Here is a 14,356-nt window from a genome sequence, read left to right as displayed (position 1 = left end):
TATGTCTAAGACAAAAACCATATTTCAGTGCCAATCGTGCGGGTTCAGCTCACCCAAGTGGGTTGGAAAGTGCCCGGACTGCGGTAGCTGGAACAGTTTTACTGAAGAGCAGGAGGTGCAGGTTAAAAAAGGGATGGCACGCCCAGGCAGCTCTGAGGCAATGTCTCTTAGTGACATCCCTCTAAACGCTGAAGACAGGCTCTCTACCGGCATAGAGGAGCTTAACCGTGTGCTTGGCGGAGGCATTGTGGCAGGCTCTTTGATTTTAATTGGCGGAGACCCTGGAATTGGTAAGTCAACCATTGTGCTTCAAATGCTGGCCTCCCTTTATAAAACCAATGCTACCATGAAAAACATCTCCCTCTACGTCTCAGGCGAGGAGTCCATGAAGCAGATAAAAATTCGCGCAGGCAGACTGAATGTTGACAATCCTGAAATAAACGTCCTTTCTGAGACTTGTCTTGAGAGTATCACTGAGCAAATAAAATCGTTAAAGCCCGCAGTTGTAATCATTGATTCAATTCAAACCATGTTTACACAGGATGCGCCCTCAGCTCCGGGCTCTGTCACTCAGGTGAGGGAGTGTGCGCTTAAGCTCATGTTTTTAGCAAAGAATTCCATGACATCAATTTTTTTAATTGGGCATGTAACCAAAGACGGCGCTATAGCAGGTCCACGCACTCTTGAACACATTGTGGATACGGTTTTATATTTCGAAGGAGACAGGGGCAATCCTTACAGAATCCTGCGGGCTGTGAAAAACCGCTTTGGCTCGACAAATGAGATCGGGGTGTTTGAGATGCGGGATTTGGGACTGGTAGAAATAACAAATCCATCCGAGCTGTTTCTTTCGGAGCGCCCTGAGGGGGCATCCGGCACCGCCGTTGTTTCTACTATAGAGGGAACCCGCCCGATTATGGTAGAGCTTCAGGCGCTGGTTTCACATTCCAACACTGCTATGCCAAGAAGAACCGCCATAGGGGTTGAAACCAACCGGGTTAATCTTCTAATTGCCGTGCTTGAAAAGGTGGGCGGGGTGCATCTTGGCGGAATGGATGTGTTTCTTAACGTAGTCGGCGGACTTAAGATAAACGAGCCGGCTTTTGATTTGGGTATCATCACGGCGATTGTCTCTTCATTTAAGGAAAAACCCGTCAGGGAGACTCTTTTCGTGTTTGGTGAGGTGGGACTATCCGGAGAGATACGGGGAGTGTCACAGGCTGAGGGACGAATTAAGGAAGGCACTAAGATTGGCTTTAAGGAGGCGATTATTCCTGATTCCACCTTGCAGCGGCTTACTTTTAAGCCGGACATTAAAATCACCGGGGTTAAAAACATAGAGGAGGCAATTGAAGCCGCTATCAATTATTAAATCACTTATTTTTGTCATCTTAACTGTCATGTTGTTTTCATGTACTCAGTATGTTCCAGTACAAGAGAATTACGAAAAAATATCATTCGATGAATTTATCAGCCGGCTGAGAGCAATCCGTCAGATAAAGGGTACTGCCGACATTTCCATGCAGATGCACGATGCGTACATGTCCGGGATGGCCTCTATGAAACTCTCTCCAAACGAGTATGAAGTTAAGCTCTATACGCTTGGCATACCGGTTGGCGAGTTCCGGGAGCGTGGCGGAGTGTTTTACAGTCAGCCGAAGTTAAAACCCGAAGAGGAGCAACTCATCTCGCTATGTATTAAAAACGGACTGTTCTGGTGGATTAATAACGTAAATAATATCACAACAGAGGGCAGATACCTTAAAATCAAACAACCCCGCCAACAAATGGTTTTAGATAGTGAATCTCTGATGCCAATTGAACAATTTATATACTTACCCAGAGGCGGCATTCTGCACATTGCCTATGGAGATGTAAAGTGGCTTGGGGGTGTATGGTACCCGAACCGTATCACTGCAACTGTAGGCGGGTATAAGTTTACGATTGTTACTGAAGATGTTAAGTTTGAGAGATAAAGGAATAAGTAAGGGGAAGGCGCTGCCCATAACGGCGGGGGTGCCTCACCCCTCCCCTAAAGCTCTAAATATTATTATTACTTATCCAGTCAGAGAATCCGCCATTATATAGTTTCACACTATTACCAAGGAACTCTTGATATCTTTTGTTGGTTCCGTTTGTTTCGTCATTTTTACTCAGAACAACAGTTATTTTGCTTTTTTTATCAATAGCTTTTTTCAAAATATACTTAAACTCGAAATCGGCGTAAGGAAGTGAATATCCTATAAAATAAATATCAGTCGCCTCTTGTATTTCTATAAAGGCATTTTGCCAAATATTTTTAATATGAAGATTATGCAGTTCTTTTATCATTGTTGGGGTAATTATAAGAGGCTCTTCATATAATTTTTCCGTATAAGATTTGCAGTAATTACATTCTATTTTTTCAATACCAATATTTCCATCATCTACATACAATCGTCCGCAATTACTACAATAAAGCCAGTTTAAGGAGCCGTGCAATTTCAACACTTTAATATTATAAAAACCCAAAGATTTTAAATTGATATGAGAGACTTCAGTGTTGTCTCTGTGATGAGTATAGGCACAATAATCAATACGGCATTTCTTATCTTTAGAATCAGTAAGAGCTTTATTAAGAGATAACTCAAGTAATGTGTCCCAATTTAATGAAATAATTCCAAGTGAGTCTGTTTTCTGCCCTGCTTTTTCCCTTATTTCAATTACTTTTTCTGCAAATTTTTTATACGGTTTTTCTGATGAATTAGTAATATCTTTTAGTTTTATCGTAAGTACCTGAAGGATTAGATTTACTAAATAACCTCTGTACTCATAGAGTTCTTTCCACGAATATTCTTTAAATCGTTCTTTTCCTATAACACTTTTATCAAGTATTGTAAAAATATCTTCTAAAGCTACATTATCTAATGAACCAAACAAGTTATTGATAAAATCCTTTAATTTTTTCTGATACTCCATAAAGGAAATTGCTTCAGGGTTATTATATGTAAATACAGGTGGAGTAATGGTTAATGCTTCCTTTAAAAGTGCCGCCTGAAGTGGAATTCCAGCATCATATGAAAAACCCGCCCCAAGAATAAAAACTGTTTTTTTAGCCATCACTAAGAACTTTTGCCCAACGCTCTAAATGCCCTATCTCCATTTCGTTTAAATGCTCTTTGTACTTTTCATGCACTTTGGTTAACTCATTAGCTATGTCTGATATTCCATGCTCTTTTATATATTTAAATTCCTTATTTTTAACCTCCAGATAGTGAAATAAGCAAAGCTCTTTACTTTCTCTCTCAGGATAATCTATTTCTCTTGTGTTTCCTGTTTTTTTAAACTTAATAATTTTAGGTTTAGCCTTAAAATATCTGTTAAAATCAGGAAGAACATCTTTTACGATTGTTTCTTTACATTTCTTGCAATCGCAAATCTGTTTATGAAATTTAACAGGGGTATCAATTTTGAGAACTAATAGTATTTTAGACATTCTTAGTTCAGGCATGCGTTTTTTTATGTCCGGGAAATAATATTTTGATATTGGAATACCACCACCTACAGGAACTACCTCTCGTGATTCGCCATACTCTAAACCGTGAACAACACCATCAAGTGCGTTAGATATCCCCATTAACAATTCAGAAAAATAACCACCGTAAAGAGAAATAATTTTTTTATTTGGATTACTACGTTTGTATTTTACAACAAAATCTTTGACTGCCGATAGCTCATCTACAGTTGCCTGAGTCTCATCAAAGCCATTGATCCAGTATAGTAAACCATCTATCTTTGAATCAGAATAGGTTTTAAGTATTTTATTTATCTTATCCTCGTCACATAGTAGTTTTTTATCAATAACGAGTTCAGCAAAAATATCCTTTTTATATTCTGCCTTTAATTTTATACTTTCGTTAATCATTCTACTGTTTAAGCTAAACCAATCATCAAATGTTCTATCTGATTGCATATAAAAGTAAGGTGCAATTAGAAAGATAGGCTCTTTGGAAATTTCTAAATAGTCGATATAATCACTATATTCCTCATCTAAGCTTCGTCTTATATGGTCTTTTTGGAATCCCAGCACGGTGGCTACAAATTTAGGAATATTGTTAGTGTTAAAATCGGTTGCAGTAATTGGACGGAACTCATCCAATATTAATTTTAACGGATTTCCATAAATTTCTATAAGTTTTTTGATAGACGACTTTATCCGACCTGAAGCTGATGATATTTTTTCTGTTTCATGTTGAAAAGAATGAGTCATTGGGTCTATAAAAAATTCTTTTCCTATATCCTTGTGGACAAAAAGAGATATGCTCTTTGAAATATGGGCTAACATATTCCCATTTATTGCTATTCCATCATAAGTGTGTTGATAACTGGCCATATATTTTTGTTCAGAAGATGTCCCATATCTGAGAAAGTGAGACTCCTTCATGATCTAATTCGACCTTTTGGATAGCTTTTCCAACATAGCGTTTTTATAGAATTCAAATTGGTATGAGGATTTATCAGGTTTTACTACTTCAATTAATTCATTAACCTCAAAGTCATAATGCCATAAGCCAATTCCATTTTTTCTTAGAATTGTTAATAGCTCCTCTGAAATTCTTTTTTTCGGCATACATAAATAGGAGAAATCAGCAACTAATAAATGGTCTTCTATTTGAGTTAATGCTTTACGCCAGTTATTTATTTTAAATTCGATTGTTGTTATTACAGAATCTCTAACCAGAACCATATCAATGCAGCGATTACCAAAAGCAACCTCCTCATGCATATTATCTTTTCCATTAAATATCGCTTTAAAACTGGTTATAAGCTCTTTTTCTAGAATTGCCATGGCTTCTCTAACACAGTATCCTTAATTAATGATTCTTCCGACATATTTGGATATTTAGTATAAACATATCTTAGAATATTGTTTAAAGAAATTTTATTAAAATTCTTTTTTAGGATAGTTAAGGCATTTTTCTGCTCTCCACTGATAAAAACAATGAGCTTCTCATTAACATATTTCTTCCCAGTCTCACTTAGAAAATACTCAGGTTCTATGCAAAATTCATCTTCAATTCCGTATGCCTCATCATCTTCAAGCCCATCAGGTAATTCCCTAAGATCATCCATTAGGATTTGTTGATCATCTATACCGGCAAGAGCTTCTTCAAAATCTCCGTCTTGAATATCACATTTAGCTTCAACCATGCCAACGTTTACAAAAAATTCCATATTTGTCAAAACTTTCTCAGAAAAAGGTCCATAATAATGAGGTTTAAAGTCAAACAAGGACTGTTGGTGATTTTGGGATAGTAGTTTGTCAAAACCATTTTGCTTCAAAATTTCCTCTTCAAAAACAAAAACCATTTTTTGAAGCCTTGTTCGCCCTCTTATAGATGAACAGTCATCAACGTATAGCAACAGAAGCAAAATATCTCCTGGTTTTAATTTTTTTTTAATATTCTGTTTATTTGCCATTCTATAACCTTATTAATATTCTACAACTGCACAGAGTTTTTGTAAAGATTATCGTTCAGGACAGTTTAGCCGCCTTCTGAGAGTACGGAGTCCGATTTTTAGCAATTCGGCGGCTTTTGTACGGTTACCGCCTGTGTGACGGAGAGTTTCAGCAATTATCATATCATGAGCTTCAGACATCGGTGTGCCGACAGGGATAAATACTCCGTTACTGCCGGATTTTTCCGGTTGTAGTGATAATGCCGATTTTATGAGGTTTTCCTCAAGGTGAGGGATTATGTGAATGGGCAGCACTTGTTCAATTCCGCCTGGGATAAGAGTTGCCACACGAGTCATAACGTTTCTGAGTTCTCTGACATTACCCCGCCACGGATACTTTTCAAGCACATCAATAGTGGCAGGGGAAAGGGCTGGGTACGGGGGAGGGATACCTTGTTCTGTCATAGCACGCCCCAGAAAATATATCGCAAGGTATGGGATGTCCTCAATGCGCTCTCTGAGTGGTGGCAGATGTATTGGCAAAATGTTGAGTCTGTAGTAGAGGTCTTCTCTGAAAAGTCCGTTTTGTACTGAGTGCTTTAAATCTCTGCCGGTAGCAGCTATCACTCTTGCGTTTATAGAGACGGGGGATTCAGCGCCTACTCTGTAAATTTGCCCCTCTTCTAAAACCCTGAGCAGTCTTCTCTGAAGCGCTAAAGGCATATCGCCGATTTCATCAAGAAACAGGGTGCCGTTTGCAGCCGCTTCAAACTTACCCTTCCGTGTGCGGAAAGCACCGGTAAAAGCACCTTTCTCATGTCCAAACAGTTCACCCTCTATCAGAGTTTCCGGAATAGCTCCGCAGTTAACGGCTACAAATGGGCCTGATGACCGTTTACTTAGTACGTGTATCGAGCGGGCTGTCATCTCTTTGCCTGTCCCTGTTTCACCGGAAATCAGCACGGTTTGCTCTGAACGGGCGATAGCTGGCAGATTGACAAGCGCCCGGCGCATGGCCTCTGAGTGAAACTGAAAATACGGCCTTAAACGCGACACCAGAGGATCCATCAGTGTCAGCGAGCTGCTTTCCCCTTGCTGCCCCCTGCCAAATCTCATCTCCGTCATTTGCGCAAACCTGATTCCGGTTATATTGTTATGCAGATAATCCTCAACTCCTTGCGGCAGCACAGATGAGGCAGCACCCCGTAAGTTATCAATTGTCAGATAAATTATAGCGGCAGGATTTGTTGACTTACATTTTTCTATAAAAACAGATACGTTACTCCCAAGCGTTTTTGAATCAGCCAGCACTATGTCAATACGCTCCTTCATTGACATATAAAGGGCAGCATCCGGCTCCGTTGCTACAAAAGCTTTTCCTCCGAATTGTTCAAATCTCTTCCGGATATCGTTAAATGAAGCTTTGCTGCCACTTACGATTAGCAGAGAAAGGCCTGTTAAGTCTGGGTTCGTTTGCGCCAGTGTCGTTCCTTTAGAATAACAGCACTATTTTAAGCGTCTTTCACTGTCTGGTCCGGCTTATTTTTGAAGCGATCTAGAAAAGGCGTCAGAAGCTCAATGGGAAGCGGGAAGATTATGGTTGAGTTTTTCTCAGCCGAAATCTCAGTCAGTGTTTGCAGGTATCTTAACTGTAGTGTGCCGGATTCAGATGAAATAATCTTTGCGGCATCAGCCAGTTTATAAGAAGCCTGAAGCTCACCCTCGGCATGTATAATCTTGGCGCGTCTTTCTCTTTCAGCCTCAGCCTGCTTAGCTATTGCTCGCTGCATCTCTACAGGCAAATCAACATTTTTGGTTTCAACTGCGGTCACTTTAATTCCCCACGGCTCTGTTTGCAGATCTATTATCTTTTGAAGTTGAGCGTTTATCTCCTCTCGTTTGGAAAGAAGATCATCGAGTTGGCTCTGTCCAAGGGTGCTTCTTAAGGTTGTTTGGGCTATCTGGCTTGTTGCGAAATAGAAATTTTCTATTTCAGTTATAGCCTTTATCGGCTCAACTACTTTGAAATACACAACTGCATTGACCTTAACTGTTACGTTGTCTCTTGTAATCACGTCCTGAGACGGCACATCCATAGTCACGGTTCGCAGGCTGACCCTTACAAGCTTGTCAATCATGGGCAGGATTATAACAAGTCCGGGGCCTTTTAACGGTATCACCCTGCCAAGCCTGAACACAACGCCTCTTTCGTATTCATTTAGTATTTTTATGGCACTCCAGAAAAAAAACAAAACAGCCATTAGTACCAGCATTCCTGTGGAAACGTTGAACATGGTCAGCCTCCTTTACGTAATTAAAGGGTTTTTACTGCTTTTCTTATATAGCTTAAATCCCTGATGATTAATTATACGCTATTGTGTTTATAAAATGGTAATACAGATGATGAGGTAGAGCGCCTCGCCCTCTCCACATCCGCATCAATTTACTATGGTTTAGAAAACTCTTTTAGCCCTCATGTCCAGTCTGGGCGGCCTCAGAGTAAGCGGCTCTTTGGGGTAAATCAGATCATAATCCCTGATTTTATTGAAAAGCGTCTTGTAGTCCACTTGCAGGAGGCTGGCAGCCTTCTTTTTGTTACCCGATGTGATGTTAAGAACATGGCATATCGCATCTTTTTCAAAGAACTCAGTTGCCTTATTGGAAATATCCTTTAAAGTTTTGTGTATTCTTTCACGGCGTCTGCCTGTTGCTGCAGGGCGATAGCCCTTTATATATGCGCGCAGAAATACAAGGTCGGTATGTTCTATGGTGCTGCCCTTGCAGATCAATATAGCTCTTTTTATAACACTTTTTATTTCCCTTAAGTTGCCGGGCCAATTGTGAAAACCAAGCAGCGTAATCGCCTCATCAGTAAAGCCGTATATTTGTTTTTCCAGCTCACCTGTTATTTCCTCTAAAAACCTGTAGGCAAAGAATTTTATATCATCTCTGTGGTCTCTTATTGCCGGAATTATTATCAAATGCTCATTGATCGTTTTGTATAAATCAGCACTGAAACAGTCGTGTTTGACAAGCTCCTCAAGGCTTTTATCTGTTGTTACGATTATTCGTATATCCATGTCTTTGGGGTGTTTAGCTCCCAAAGGGGTAACTTTGCTGTCCTTAATGACCTGCAGCAGTTTGGTTTGCAGTTGACGCGACACAGATTGCAGTTCATCTAAAACCAGAGTGCCATTGTTGGCTGCCTCAAAAAACCCGGGCTTTCCGTTTTCTGCTCCTTCAATGGCTCCCTTTTCGTATCCAAACAATTCACTTTCCAGTAAGTGTTCCGGAATCAAACTTAGATCAACTTTAACAAAAGGTTGGGTTGCTCTTTTACTCAGGCGATGGATGAGCTTTGCTATGTAACGTTTTCCTGTACCTGCCTCCCCTTCGATAACCACAATCTCGTCATTTTCAGATGCTGCCAACACGTCTTTGGTAATTTTAGACATAGTTTCGCTATCACCCAGTTTGACCTTTACTAACACATTTCTTAAATCTTTTTGTGCCGCCATATTGTATGCTCCTTTCTTCTTGTAATATTTAACACAATATACACGCCACCTTTACATATGTTGCTCCCCAAAACAACACTGAGCTTTCTACAACACTATCACTTAGTTAGTACTATAAATACTTACAGGGAAAAAAGTCAATGATTAACCCGAAGTCCGATATAGGAATGGTAGGCACAGGGGGTATCGAACCCCCGACCTCTACCGTGTCAAGGTAGCGCTCTACCACTGAGCTATGCGCCTGTCTATGTGTATTCTATAAAACATCTCTGCTTTCAGTCAACTTATTTGTTTACCTCAACATTTACTGTTACTTTTGCAACGGTCTCTGAGTTGGTATCAGTCAGCAACCACGCTTTTGTGCTTACAGTCTTTGTTCTGGCAAAAAATAATTGTATCTCCATCTTTGTTTTTCTTTTCGTACATGGTTTTTGCGTTACAGTGCGGACAGCTTTCATTAACTGGTTTGTAGTTAGAGATAAACTTGCATTTCGGATAGTTGCTGCAACTGTAGAAAATTCGTCCCCTGAACTTTCCTTTTGTAGACTTTCTTTCTATAAGATCACCCCCGTCCTCAGGACACTTAAGCCCGGTAGGGATTGGCTTTATGTTCTTACAGTCAGGATAGGCGGAACAGGCCATAAATCTGCCAAATTTGCCGGTCTTTATGATCATAGGAGATGAACACTTATCACATATCTCATCGGTCTGTTCCACAGGAGCGCCGCTTGTTCCATTTTGTTCGTCATCAAGAGGTTTTGCGTTTTTACACTTCGGGTATCCGCTGCAGGAAAGAAACCAGCCGTTTTTGCTCCATTTTTTTACCATTACCTTGCCGCACTTCTCACACACCGTATCAGTGGGAATATCCTCAGGCTTAACCCTGTCCTTAGCTTCTGTGGCCTCATCCAGTTCCTTTTTAAATGGCGGATAGAAGTCCCCAATGAGAGCATTCCAGGCAATACTGCCCTCCTCTACCTTATCAAGGTCGTCCTCCATTTTAGCCGTAAAGGTTATGTCTATCAGCTCAGGAAAGCGCTTAACCAAAAGATCATTTACAATTTTTCCGAGCTCCGTGGGTTTAAACTTTCCCTCCTCTTTGTTAACATACTGTCTTTCCCCTATGGTGGATAAAATGGCGGCATAGGTGCTGGGTCTGCCTACGCCTTTTTCCTCAAGAGTCTTAACAAGGGAGGCCTCGGTGTATCTGGGTGGGGGTTGAGTGAAGTGCTGTTCCGGTTTAAGTTCAAGAAGTTTAAGTTTTTCGCCGCCGCTTAGTGCTGGTAAAACTGAGGTTTCACCGCTGTCATCACTTTCAAGTGCTTCTGAATAGAGAGCCAGAAATCCCTTAAATTTAATTATTGTGCCGCTTGCTCTAAAGAGCGCCTTCTCAGCGCTGTCAAATATGTCAAACGAGGTCTGCAAAAGCTCTGCCTGTGCCATCTGGCTTGCCATAAAGCGCTTCCAGATTAGCTCATACAGAGCGTATTCCTCAGGTTTAAGGTATTTTTTTACTGCCTCAGGCGGATACTTAACGTATGTTGGCCTTATAGCCTCATGGGCATCCTGCGCTGATCGCTTGGTTTTAAAAGTATGGGGCTTAGTTGGTATGTATTCTTTGCCAAAGGTCTTTTCTATATACTCCCTTGCCCACTTTACCGCCTCTGGAGCACTGCGGACTGAATCGGTACGCATGTAAGATATTAACCCGACTGAACCCTCAGAGCCAAGACCCACTCCCTCGTATAGCTTTTGAGCTATACTCATTGTTTTCTTTGCAGTAAAGCGAAGTTTTTTAATTGCCTCCTGCTGAAGGGTACTGGTTATAAAGGGCGGAGCAGGCATTCTCTTTTTTTCCTTTTTGTCCACACTTTTTAGTGTGTAAGTCTCCACTAAGAGACTTTCTCTTATTTTAGTTGCCTGCTCTTCTTTGGTTATTAAAAACTTGTTACCCTTTGATGATTTCTCAATGACAGTTTTCCCTTCATACTTATGCAGCTTTGCCGGAAATGAAGGCTCTATGTCGGCAAGAAACGAAGCGGTTAATGACCAGTACTCCTCTTTTTTAAACGCTTCTATCTCTCTTTCCCTGTCAACAATCAGGCGGACTGCTACCGACTGCACCCTGCCGGCACTTAGTCCAAAGCTTATCTTTTTCCACAGCATTGGGCTTAAGCCATAGCCGACCAGTCTGTCCAGCACACGTCTGGCCTGCTGTGCATTGACCTTGTTCATGTCTATGTTTGATGGACGGGTCATCGCTTCTTTTACCGCTCTTTCCGTTATCTCATTAAAGGTCACCCTAAACATTTTGGGCTGTCTGCCTTTGTTTTTTGATATTATTGTGGATATGTGCCAGGCTATTATCTCCCCCTCTCTGTCAGGGTCAGGAGCTAAGTAAACTTCCTCTGCTTTTTGGGCTGCCTCTCTGAGTTCTAATGTGATTTTCTCTTTGCCGGGAATTGTCACATATTCTGGCTCATAGCCATTTTCTCTGTCCACACCCAGTACCTTTTTAGGTAAATCCAATATGTGTCCTACCGATGCCTTTACCGTAAAGTCCTTGCCAAGTATTTTCTCTATCGTTTTTGCCTTTGCAGGGGATTCCACTATTAAGAGTTTTAATGCCATACGATCCTTTTACCACGGCCAAAGACCATCGAGTAAATCTCATCCTTGTCCATATGAGTGTCTTTAGAGATTATGTAAGTCAAAAAAGACTTCAATGTGTCAATATCCTCGTCTGTCATGATTCCAAGACTTTCTAGTTCCATCAAATCCTCGTACAAATCAGCCACATTGTAGTCCTTAACCATCATGTTGACGTTACTGTACTCTAAGTTTAAATCATTTAACACTATCTCATTTGCTATCAGCTTTAGTAACGCCATAAATTTCCTGTACATCTATCTAACCTCCACATGTATTGCTTACATTTCCAACTATTCTATCAGAACACTCTATTTAAATAAACACCCTCTGTTACACAATATAAAATTTCATGCCCTCAGACTGTTTAACCAGTCCCTTTAACTCAAGCTCTAGTAAAACGTTGAGCACCTTGTGAGCCGGCAGCAATGTCTTACGGATAATTTCATCAACGTGCATACTTTCAAAACCAAGCACGGAAAATACCTTTTTACCATCGTCACTTTGCTCTGAGACAGGTTTTTCATCGGAGGTTGTGCGCAGAGAATCATGAGCTGAGACTTTTCTTTTTTCTGCAGCAGTTGTCTTAGATTTTTCTGCATTACGTTTAACCGGTGGATTTTCTTTTCTCTCTTTGATGTAGGCTTTTATTAAATCTCCGAGTTCCCCTAAAATATCGCAGGCGTTGTTAACAAGCTTTGCTCCGCTTTGGATGAGGCTGTGAGAGCCCTGAGCAGATAAGGAGAGCACGTTTCCGGGAACAGCAAACACCTCTTTACCCTGTTCAAGTGCAAAATTAGCAGTAATAAGAGCGCCGCTTCTCTGTCCGGCTTCTACAACAAGAACTCCTAAAGACAAGGCGCTTATAATTCTGTTTCTTATCGGGAAATTCTCTCTTTGGGGACGGGTGCCGGGTAAAAACTCAGACACTACAGCACCGTTTTCAGCTATCCGCTGCATAAGCCACAAGTTTTCCGGAGGATAAGCTATGTCTATCCCTGTGCCTAAAACCGCTATAGTGCGCCCGTTACATTTTAGTGCCTCACGGTGCGCTATCGTATCTATCCCTCTTGCCATCCCGCTTACAATCGTAAAGCCCATATCCACAAGCTCACCGGTAAACTTTTCCGCCACCTTTTGCCCGTAATGACTGAGCTTACGTGTACCCACTATCGCTATAGCGTAGCGGTCCTCACGCACTATATCTCCTTTAACAAAAAGCAGAGGGGGACTGTCCGGAAACGGTTTCAACATCTCCGGATAATCATCCTCCAGATAGCAAAACACTTTAATTCCGTTTTGCTCAATTTTTTTTAACGCAAGCTCAACAGCATCCCAACTGTTGAAATTCTTAACGCTCTCGGCTCTGAATGATTTAACGCCCTCCACAGCCTTAAGTTCGGTAAGAGTTGCCTTAAATATGTTTTCCGGAGTTTTAAAATGGGCAAGAAGCTTTCGTACGGTTCCTGGCCCCACGTTTTTTATCGCAGAAAGCGCCAGCCAATGTTTAATATCCCCTTGCATCAATTTTTACAGCCTTAGAGTTTTAAGCGGCCTGTTTTTAAACGGAGCGCATTTAGTTTTATGAATCCCTCGGCATCTGCCTGATTATACACATCCTCCTCTTCAAATGTGGCAAGTCGTGAGTCATAGAGAGAATGTGGCGACTTTCTGCCTGTTACACTACAATTACCCTTATAGAGCTTAAGACGCACCGTGCCTGTTACCACGTCCTGACACTCATCCATAAACTTCTGAAGGACAAGCCGTTCCGGCGAAAACCAGTACCCGTTATAGACCATCTCTGCATACTTTGGAATTAATGAATCCCTGAGATGGAGCACTTCTCTGTCCAAAGTTATGGACTCAACTGCTCTGTGGGCAACATGAAGAGTGGTTCCTCCCGGAGTTTCATACACTCCACGGGATTTAATGCCAACATACCGGTTTTCTACAATATCGACTCTGCCAACACCGTTACTGCCGGCTGTTTTATTTAAGGATGAGAGAAGCTCATACGGGGACATTTTTTTGCCGTCAACTGCTACAGGATTCCCTCTTTCGTACTCAATCTCAACGTATGTGGGCACATCCGGGGCTTTTTCAGGAGACACCATAAGCGTGAACATATCAGAGGGGGGCTCAGCCCACGGATCTTCAAGTATGCCACCCTCGTAGCTAATGTGAAGAGCGTTTCTGTCTGTGCTATATGGTTTTTCTTTAGTTACGGGAACATCTATGCCGTGTGCTGCGGCATATTCTATCAGTGATTGCCTTGATTTAAACGGCCACATCCGCCACGGAGCTATTATTTTAATGTCGGGTTTTAAAGCATACGAGCCAAGCTCAAATCGTACCTGATCGTTGCCCTTACCAGTAGCCCCGTGTGCAACGTATGCTGCGTTTTCCTTTATTGCAATCTCTATAAGTTTTTTAGCAATTAATGGTCTTGCTATTGAGGTGCCAAGCAGATAGTACTGCTCATAGACGGCATTAGACCGAAGCATCGGAAAAACATAATCTCTGGCAAACTCCTCTCGTACGTCCTCAACATAGACTTTAGATGCACCGGTTTTAAGCGCTTTTTCTCTTACGTGGTCAAGTTCCTCACCCTGTCCTAAATCGGCGCAAAACGCTACCACATCAGCATCAACGCTTTCCTTAAGCCACTTTATAGCAACCGACGTATCAAGCCCGCCCGAATACGCAAGCACCACTTTTTTCATTATGTCCCCCTGCTGGCTAAAAAT

At 41.4% G+C, this 14,356-nt stretch carries 13 protein-coding genes and 1 tRNA gene; 2 read left to right on the top strand and 12 right to left on the bottom strand.

Annotated features, from left to right (window positions below; all coding sequences use genetic code 11):
• The first annotated feature begins 1 nt into the window (after position 1).
• Complete coding sequence (gene radA / locus HQK88_04360) at positions 2-1,372, top strand: DNA repair protein RadA (GenBank protein MBF0616036.1); 1,371 nt, start codon at positions 2-4, stop codon at positions 1,370-1,372.
• Complete coding sequence (locus HQK88_04355) at positions 1,350-1,976, top strand: hypothetical protein (protein MBF0616035.1); 627 nt, start codon at positions 1,350-1,352, stop codon at positions 1,974-1,976. Before radA ends, HQK88_04355 begins: the two co-directional genes overlap by 23 nt.
• A gap of 64 nt (positions 1,977-2,040) precedes the next feature.
• Here HQK88_04355 and HQK88_04350 read toward each other — a convergent pair whose 3' ends face one another.
• The 12 genes from HQK88_04350 to HQK88_04295 form a co-directional block, all read right to left on the bottom strand.
• Positions 2,041-3,099, bottom strand: a complete 1,059-nt coding sequence (locus HQK88_04350; protein MBF0616034.1) for a hypothetical protein — start codon at positions 3,097-3,099, stop codon at positions 2,041-2,043.
• Positions 3,092-4,423: a hypothetical protein gene (locus tag HQK88_04345; protein MBF0616033.1), complete on the bottom strand. Its 1,332-nt coding sequence runs from the start codon at positions 4,421-4,423 to the stop codon at positions 3,092-3,094. The genes HQK88_04350 and HQK88_04345 overlap by 8 nt, the downstream gene beginning before the upstream one ends.
• A gap of 3 nt (positions 4,424-4,426) precedes the next feature.
• Positions 4,427-4,828 carry a hypothetical protein gene (locus HQK88_04340; protein MBF0616032.1) on the bottom strand — a complete coding sequence of 134 codons (402 nt, stop codon included), beginning with the start codon at positions 4,826-4,828 and terminating at the stop codon, positions 4,427-4,429.
• Positions 4,816-5,460, bottom strand: a complete 645-nt coding sequence (locus HQK88_04335; protein ID MBF0616031.1) for a hypothetical protein — start codon at positions 5,458-5,460, stop codon at positions 4,816-4,818. Before HQK88_04335 ends, HQK88_04340 begins: the two co-directional genes overlap by 13 nt.
• Before the next feature lie 48 nt (positions 5,461-5,508).
• Positions 5,509-6,777 carry a sigma-54-dependent Fis family transcriptional regulator gene (locus HQK88_04330; protein MBF0616030.1) on the bottom strand — a complete coding sequence of 423 codons (1,269 nt, stop codon included), beginning with the start codon at positions 6,775-6,777 and terminating at the stop codon, positions 5,509-5,511.
• A gap of 173 nt (positions 6,778-6,950) precedes the next feature.
• Entirely contained in the window at positions 6,951-7,733 is a 783-nt protein-coding gene (locus HQK88_04325) for a slipin family protein (GenBank protein ID MBF0616029.1), read from the bottom strand.
• Positions 7,734-7,892: 159 nt separating this feature from the next.
• A complete protein-coding gene (locus HQK88_04320; GenBank protein ID MBF0616028.1) occupies positions 7,893-8,957 on the bottom strand; it encodes a sigma-54-dependent Fis family transcriptional regulator in 1,065 nt (354 codons plus the stop codon).
• Positions 8,958-9,125: 168 nt separating this feature from the next.
• Positions 9,126-9,200 (bottom strand) — tRNA-Val (locus HQK88_04315).
• A gap of 96 nt (positions 9,201-9,296) precedes the next feature.
• Positions 9,297-11,588: a type I DNA topoisomerase gene (topA, locus tag HQK88_04310; GenBank protein ID MBF0616027.1), complete on the bottom strand. Its 2,292-nt coding sequence runs from the start codon at positions 11,586-11,588 to the stop codon at positions 9,297-9,299.
• Entirely contained in the window at positions 11,579-11,863 is a 285-nt protein-coding gene (locus HQK88_04305; protein ID MBF0616026.1) for a hypothetical protein, read from the bottom strand. The genes topA and HQK88_04305 overlap by 10 nt, the downstream gene beginning before the upstream one ends.
• A 76-nt stretch (positions 11,864-11,939) precedes the next feature.
• Positions 11,940-13,130 carry a DNA-protecting protein DprA gene (dprA, locus tag HQK88_04300; GenBank protein MBF0616025.1) on the bottom strand — a complete coding sequence of 397 codons (1,191 nt, stop codon included), beginning with the start codon at positions 13,128-13,130 and terminating at the stop codon, positions 11,940-11,942.
• Positions 13,131-13,144: 14 nt separating this feature from the next.
• A complete protein-coding gene (locus HQK88_04295) occupies positions 13,145-14,332 on the bottom strand; it encodes an argininosuccinate synthase (protein MBF0616024.1) in 1,188 nt (395 codons plus the stop codon).
• Between the last annotated feature and the right edge of the window lie 24 nt (positions 14,333-14,356).

Source organism: Nitrospirota bacterium (genome assembly GCA_015233895.1).
Lineage (GTDB): Bacteria > Nitrospirota > Thermodesulfovibrionia > Thermodesulfovibrionales > Magnetobacteriaceae > Magnetomonas.
The sequence above is the reverse complement of the archived record's forward strand: the minus strand, read 5'-3'. Positions and strand labels throughout refer to the sequence as shown.

What these genes read in the sequence shown, in the direction of transcription:
- HQK88_04340 (MBF0616032.1), bottom strand. Translation starts at nt 4,828, where the DNA reads ATGGCAATTCTAGAAAAAGAGCTTATAACCAGTTTTAAAGCGATATTT.
- topA (MBF0616027.1), bottom strand. Translation starts at nt 11,588, where the DNA reads ATGGCATTAAAACTCTTAATAGTGGAATCCCCTGCAAAGGCAAAAACG.
- HQK88_04320 (MBF0616028.1), bottom strand. Translation starts at nt 8,957, where the DNA reads ATGGCGGCACAAAAAGATTTAAGAAATGTGTTAGTAAAGGTCAAACTG.
- radA (MBF0616036.1), top strand. Translation starts at nt 2, where the DNA reads ATGTCTAAGACAAAAACCATATTTCAGTGCCAATCGTGCGGGTTCAGC.
- dprA (MBF0616025.1), bottom strand. Translation starts at nt 13,130, where the DNA reads ATGCAAGGGGATATTAAACATTGGCTGGCGCTTTCTGCGATAAAAAAC.
- HQK88_04345 (MBF0616033.1), bottom strand. Translation starts at nt 4,423, where the DNA reads ATGAAGGAGTCTCACTTTCTCAGATATGGGACATCTTCTGAACAAAAA.
- HQK88_04350 (MBF0616034.1), bottom strand. Translation starts at nt 3,099, where the DNA reads ATGGCTAAAAAAACAGTTTTTATTCTTGGGGCGGGTTTTTCATATGAT.
- HQK88_04295 (MBF0616024.1), bottom strand. Translation starts at nt 14,332, where the DNA reads ATGAAAAAAGTGGTGCTTGCGTATTCGGGCGGGCTTGATACGTCGGTT.
- HQK88_04325 (MBF0616029.1), bottom strand. Translation starts at nt 7,733, where the DNA reads ATGTTCAACGTTTCCACAGGAATGCTGGTACTAATGGCTGTTTTGTTT.
- HQK88_04330 (MBF0616030.1), bottom strand. Translation starts at nt 6,777, where the DNA reads ATGTCAATGAAGGAGCGTATTGACATAGTGCTGGCTGATTCAAAAACG.
- HQK88_04305 (MBF0616026.1), bottom strand. Translation starts at nt 11,863, where the DNA reads ATGTACAGGAAATTTATGGCGTTACTAAAGCTGATAGCAAATGAGATA.
- HQK88_04335 (MBF0616031.1), bottom strand. Translation starts at nt 5,460, where the DNA reads ATGGCAAATAAACAGAATATTAAAAAAAAATTAAAACCAGGAGATATT.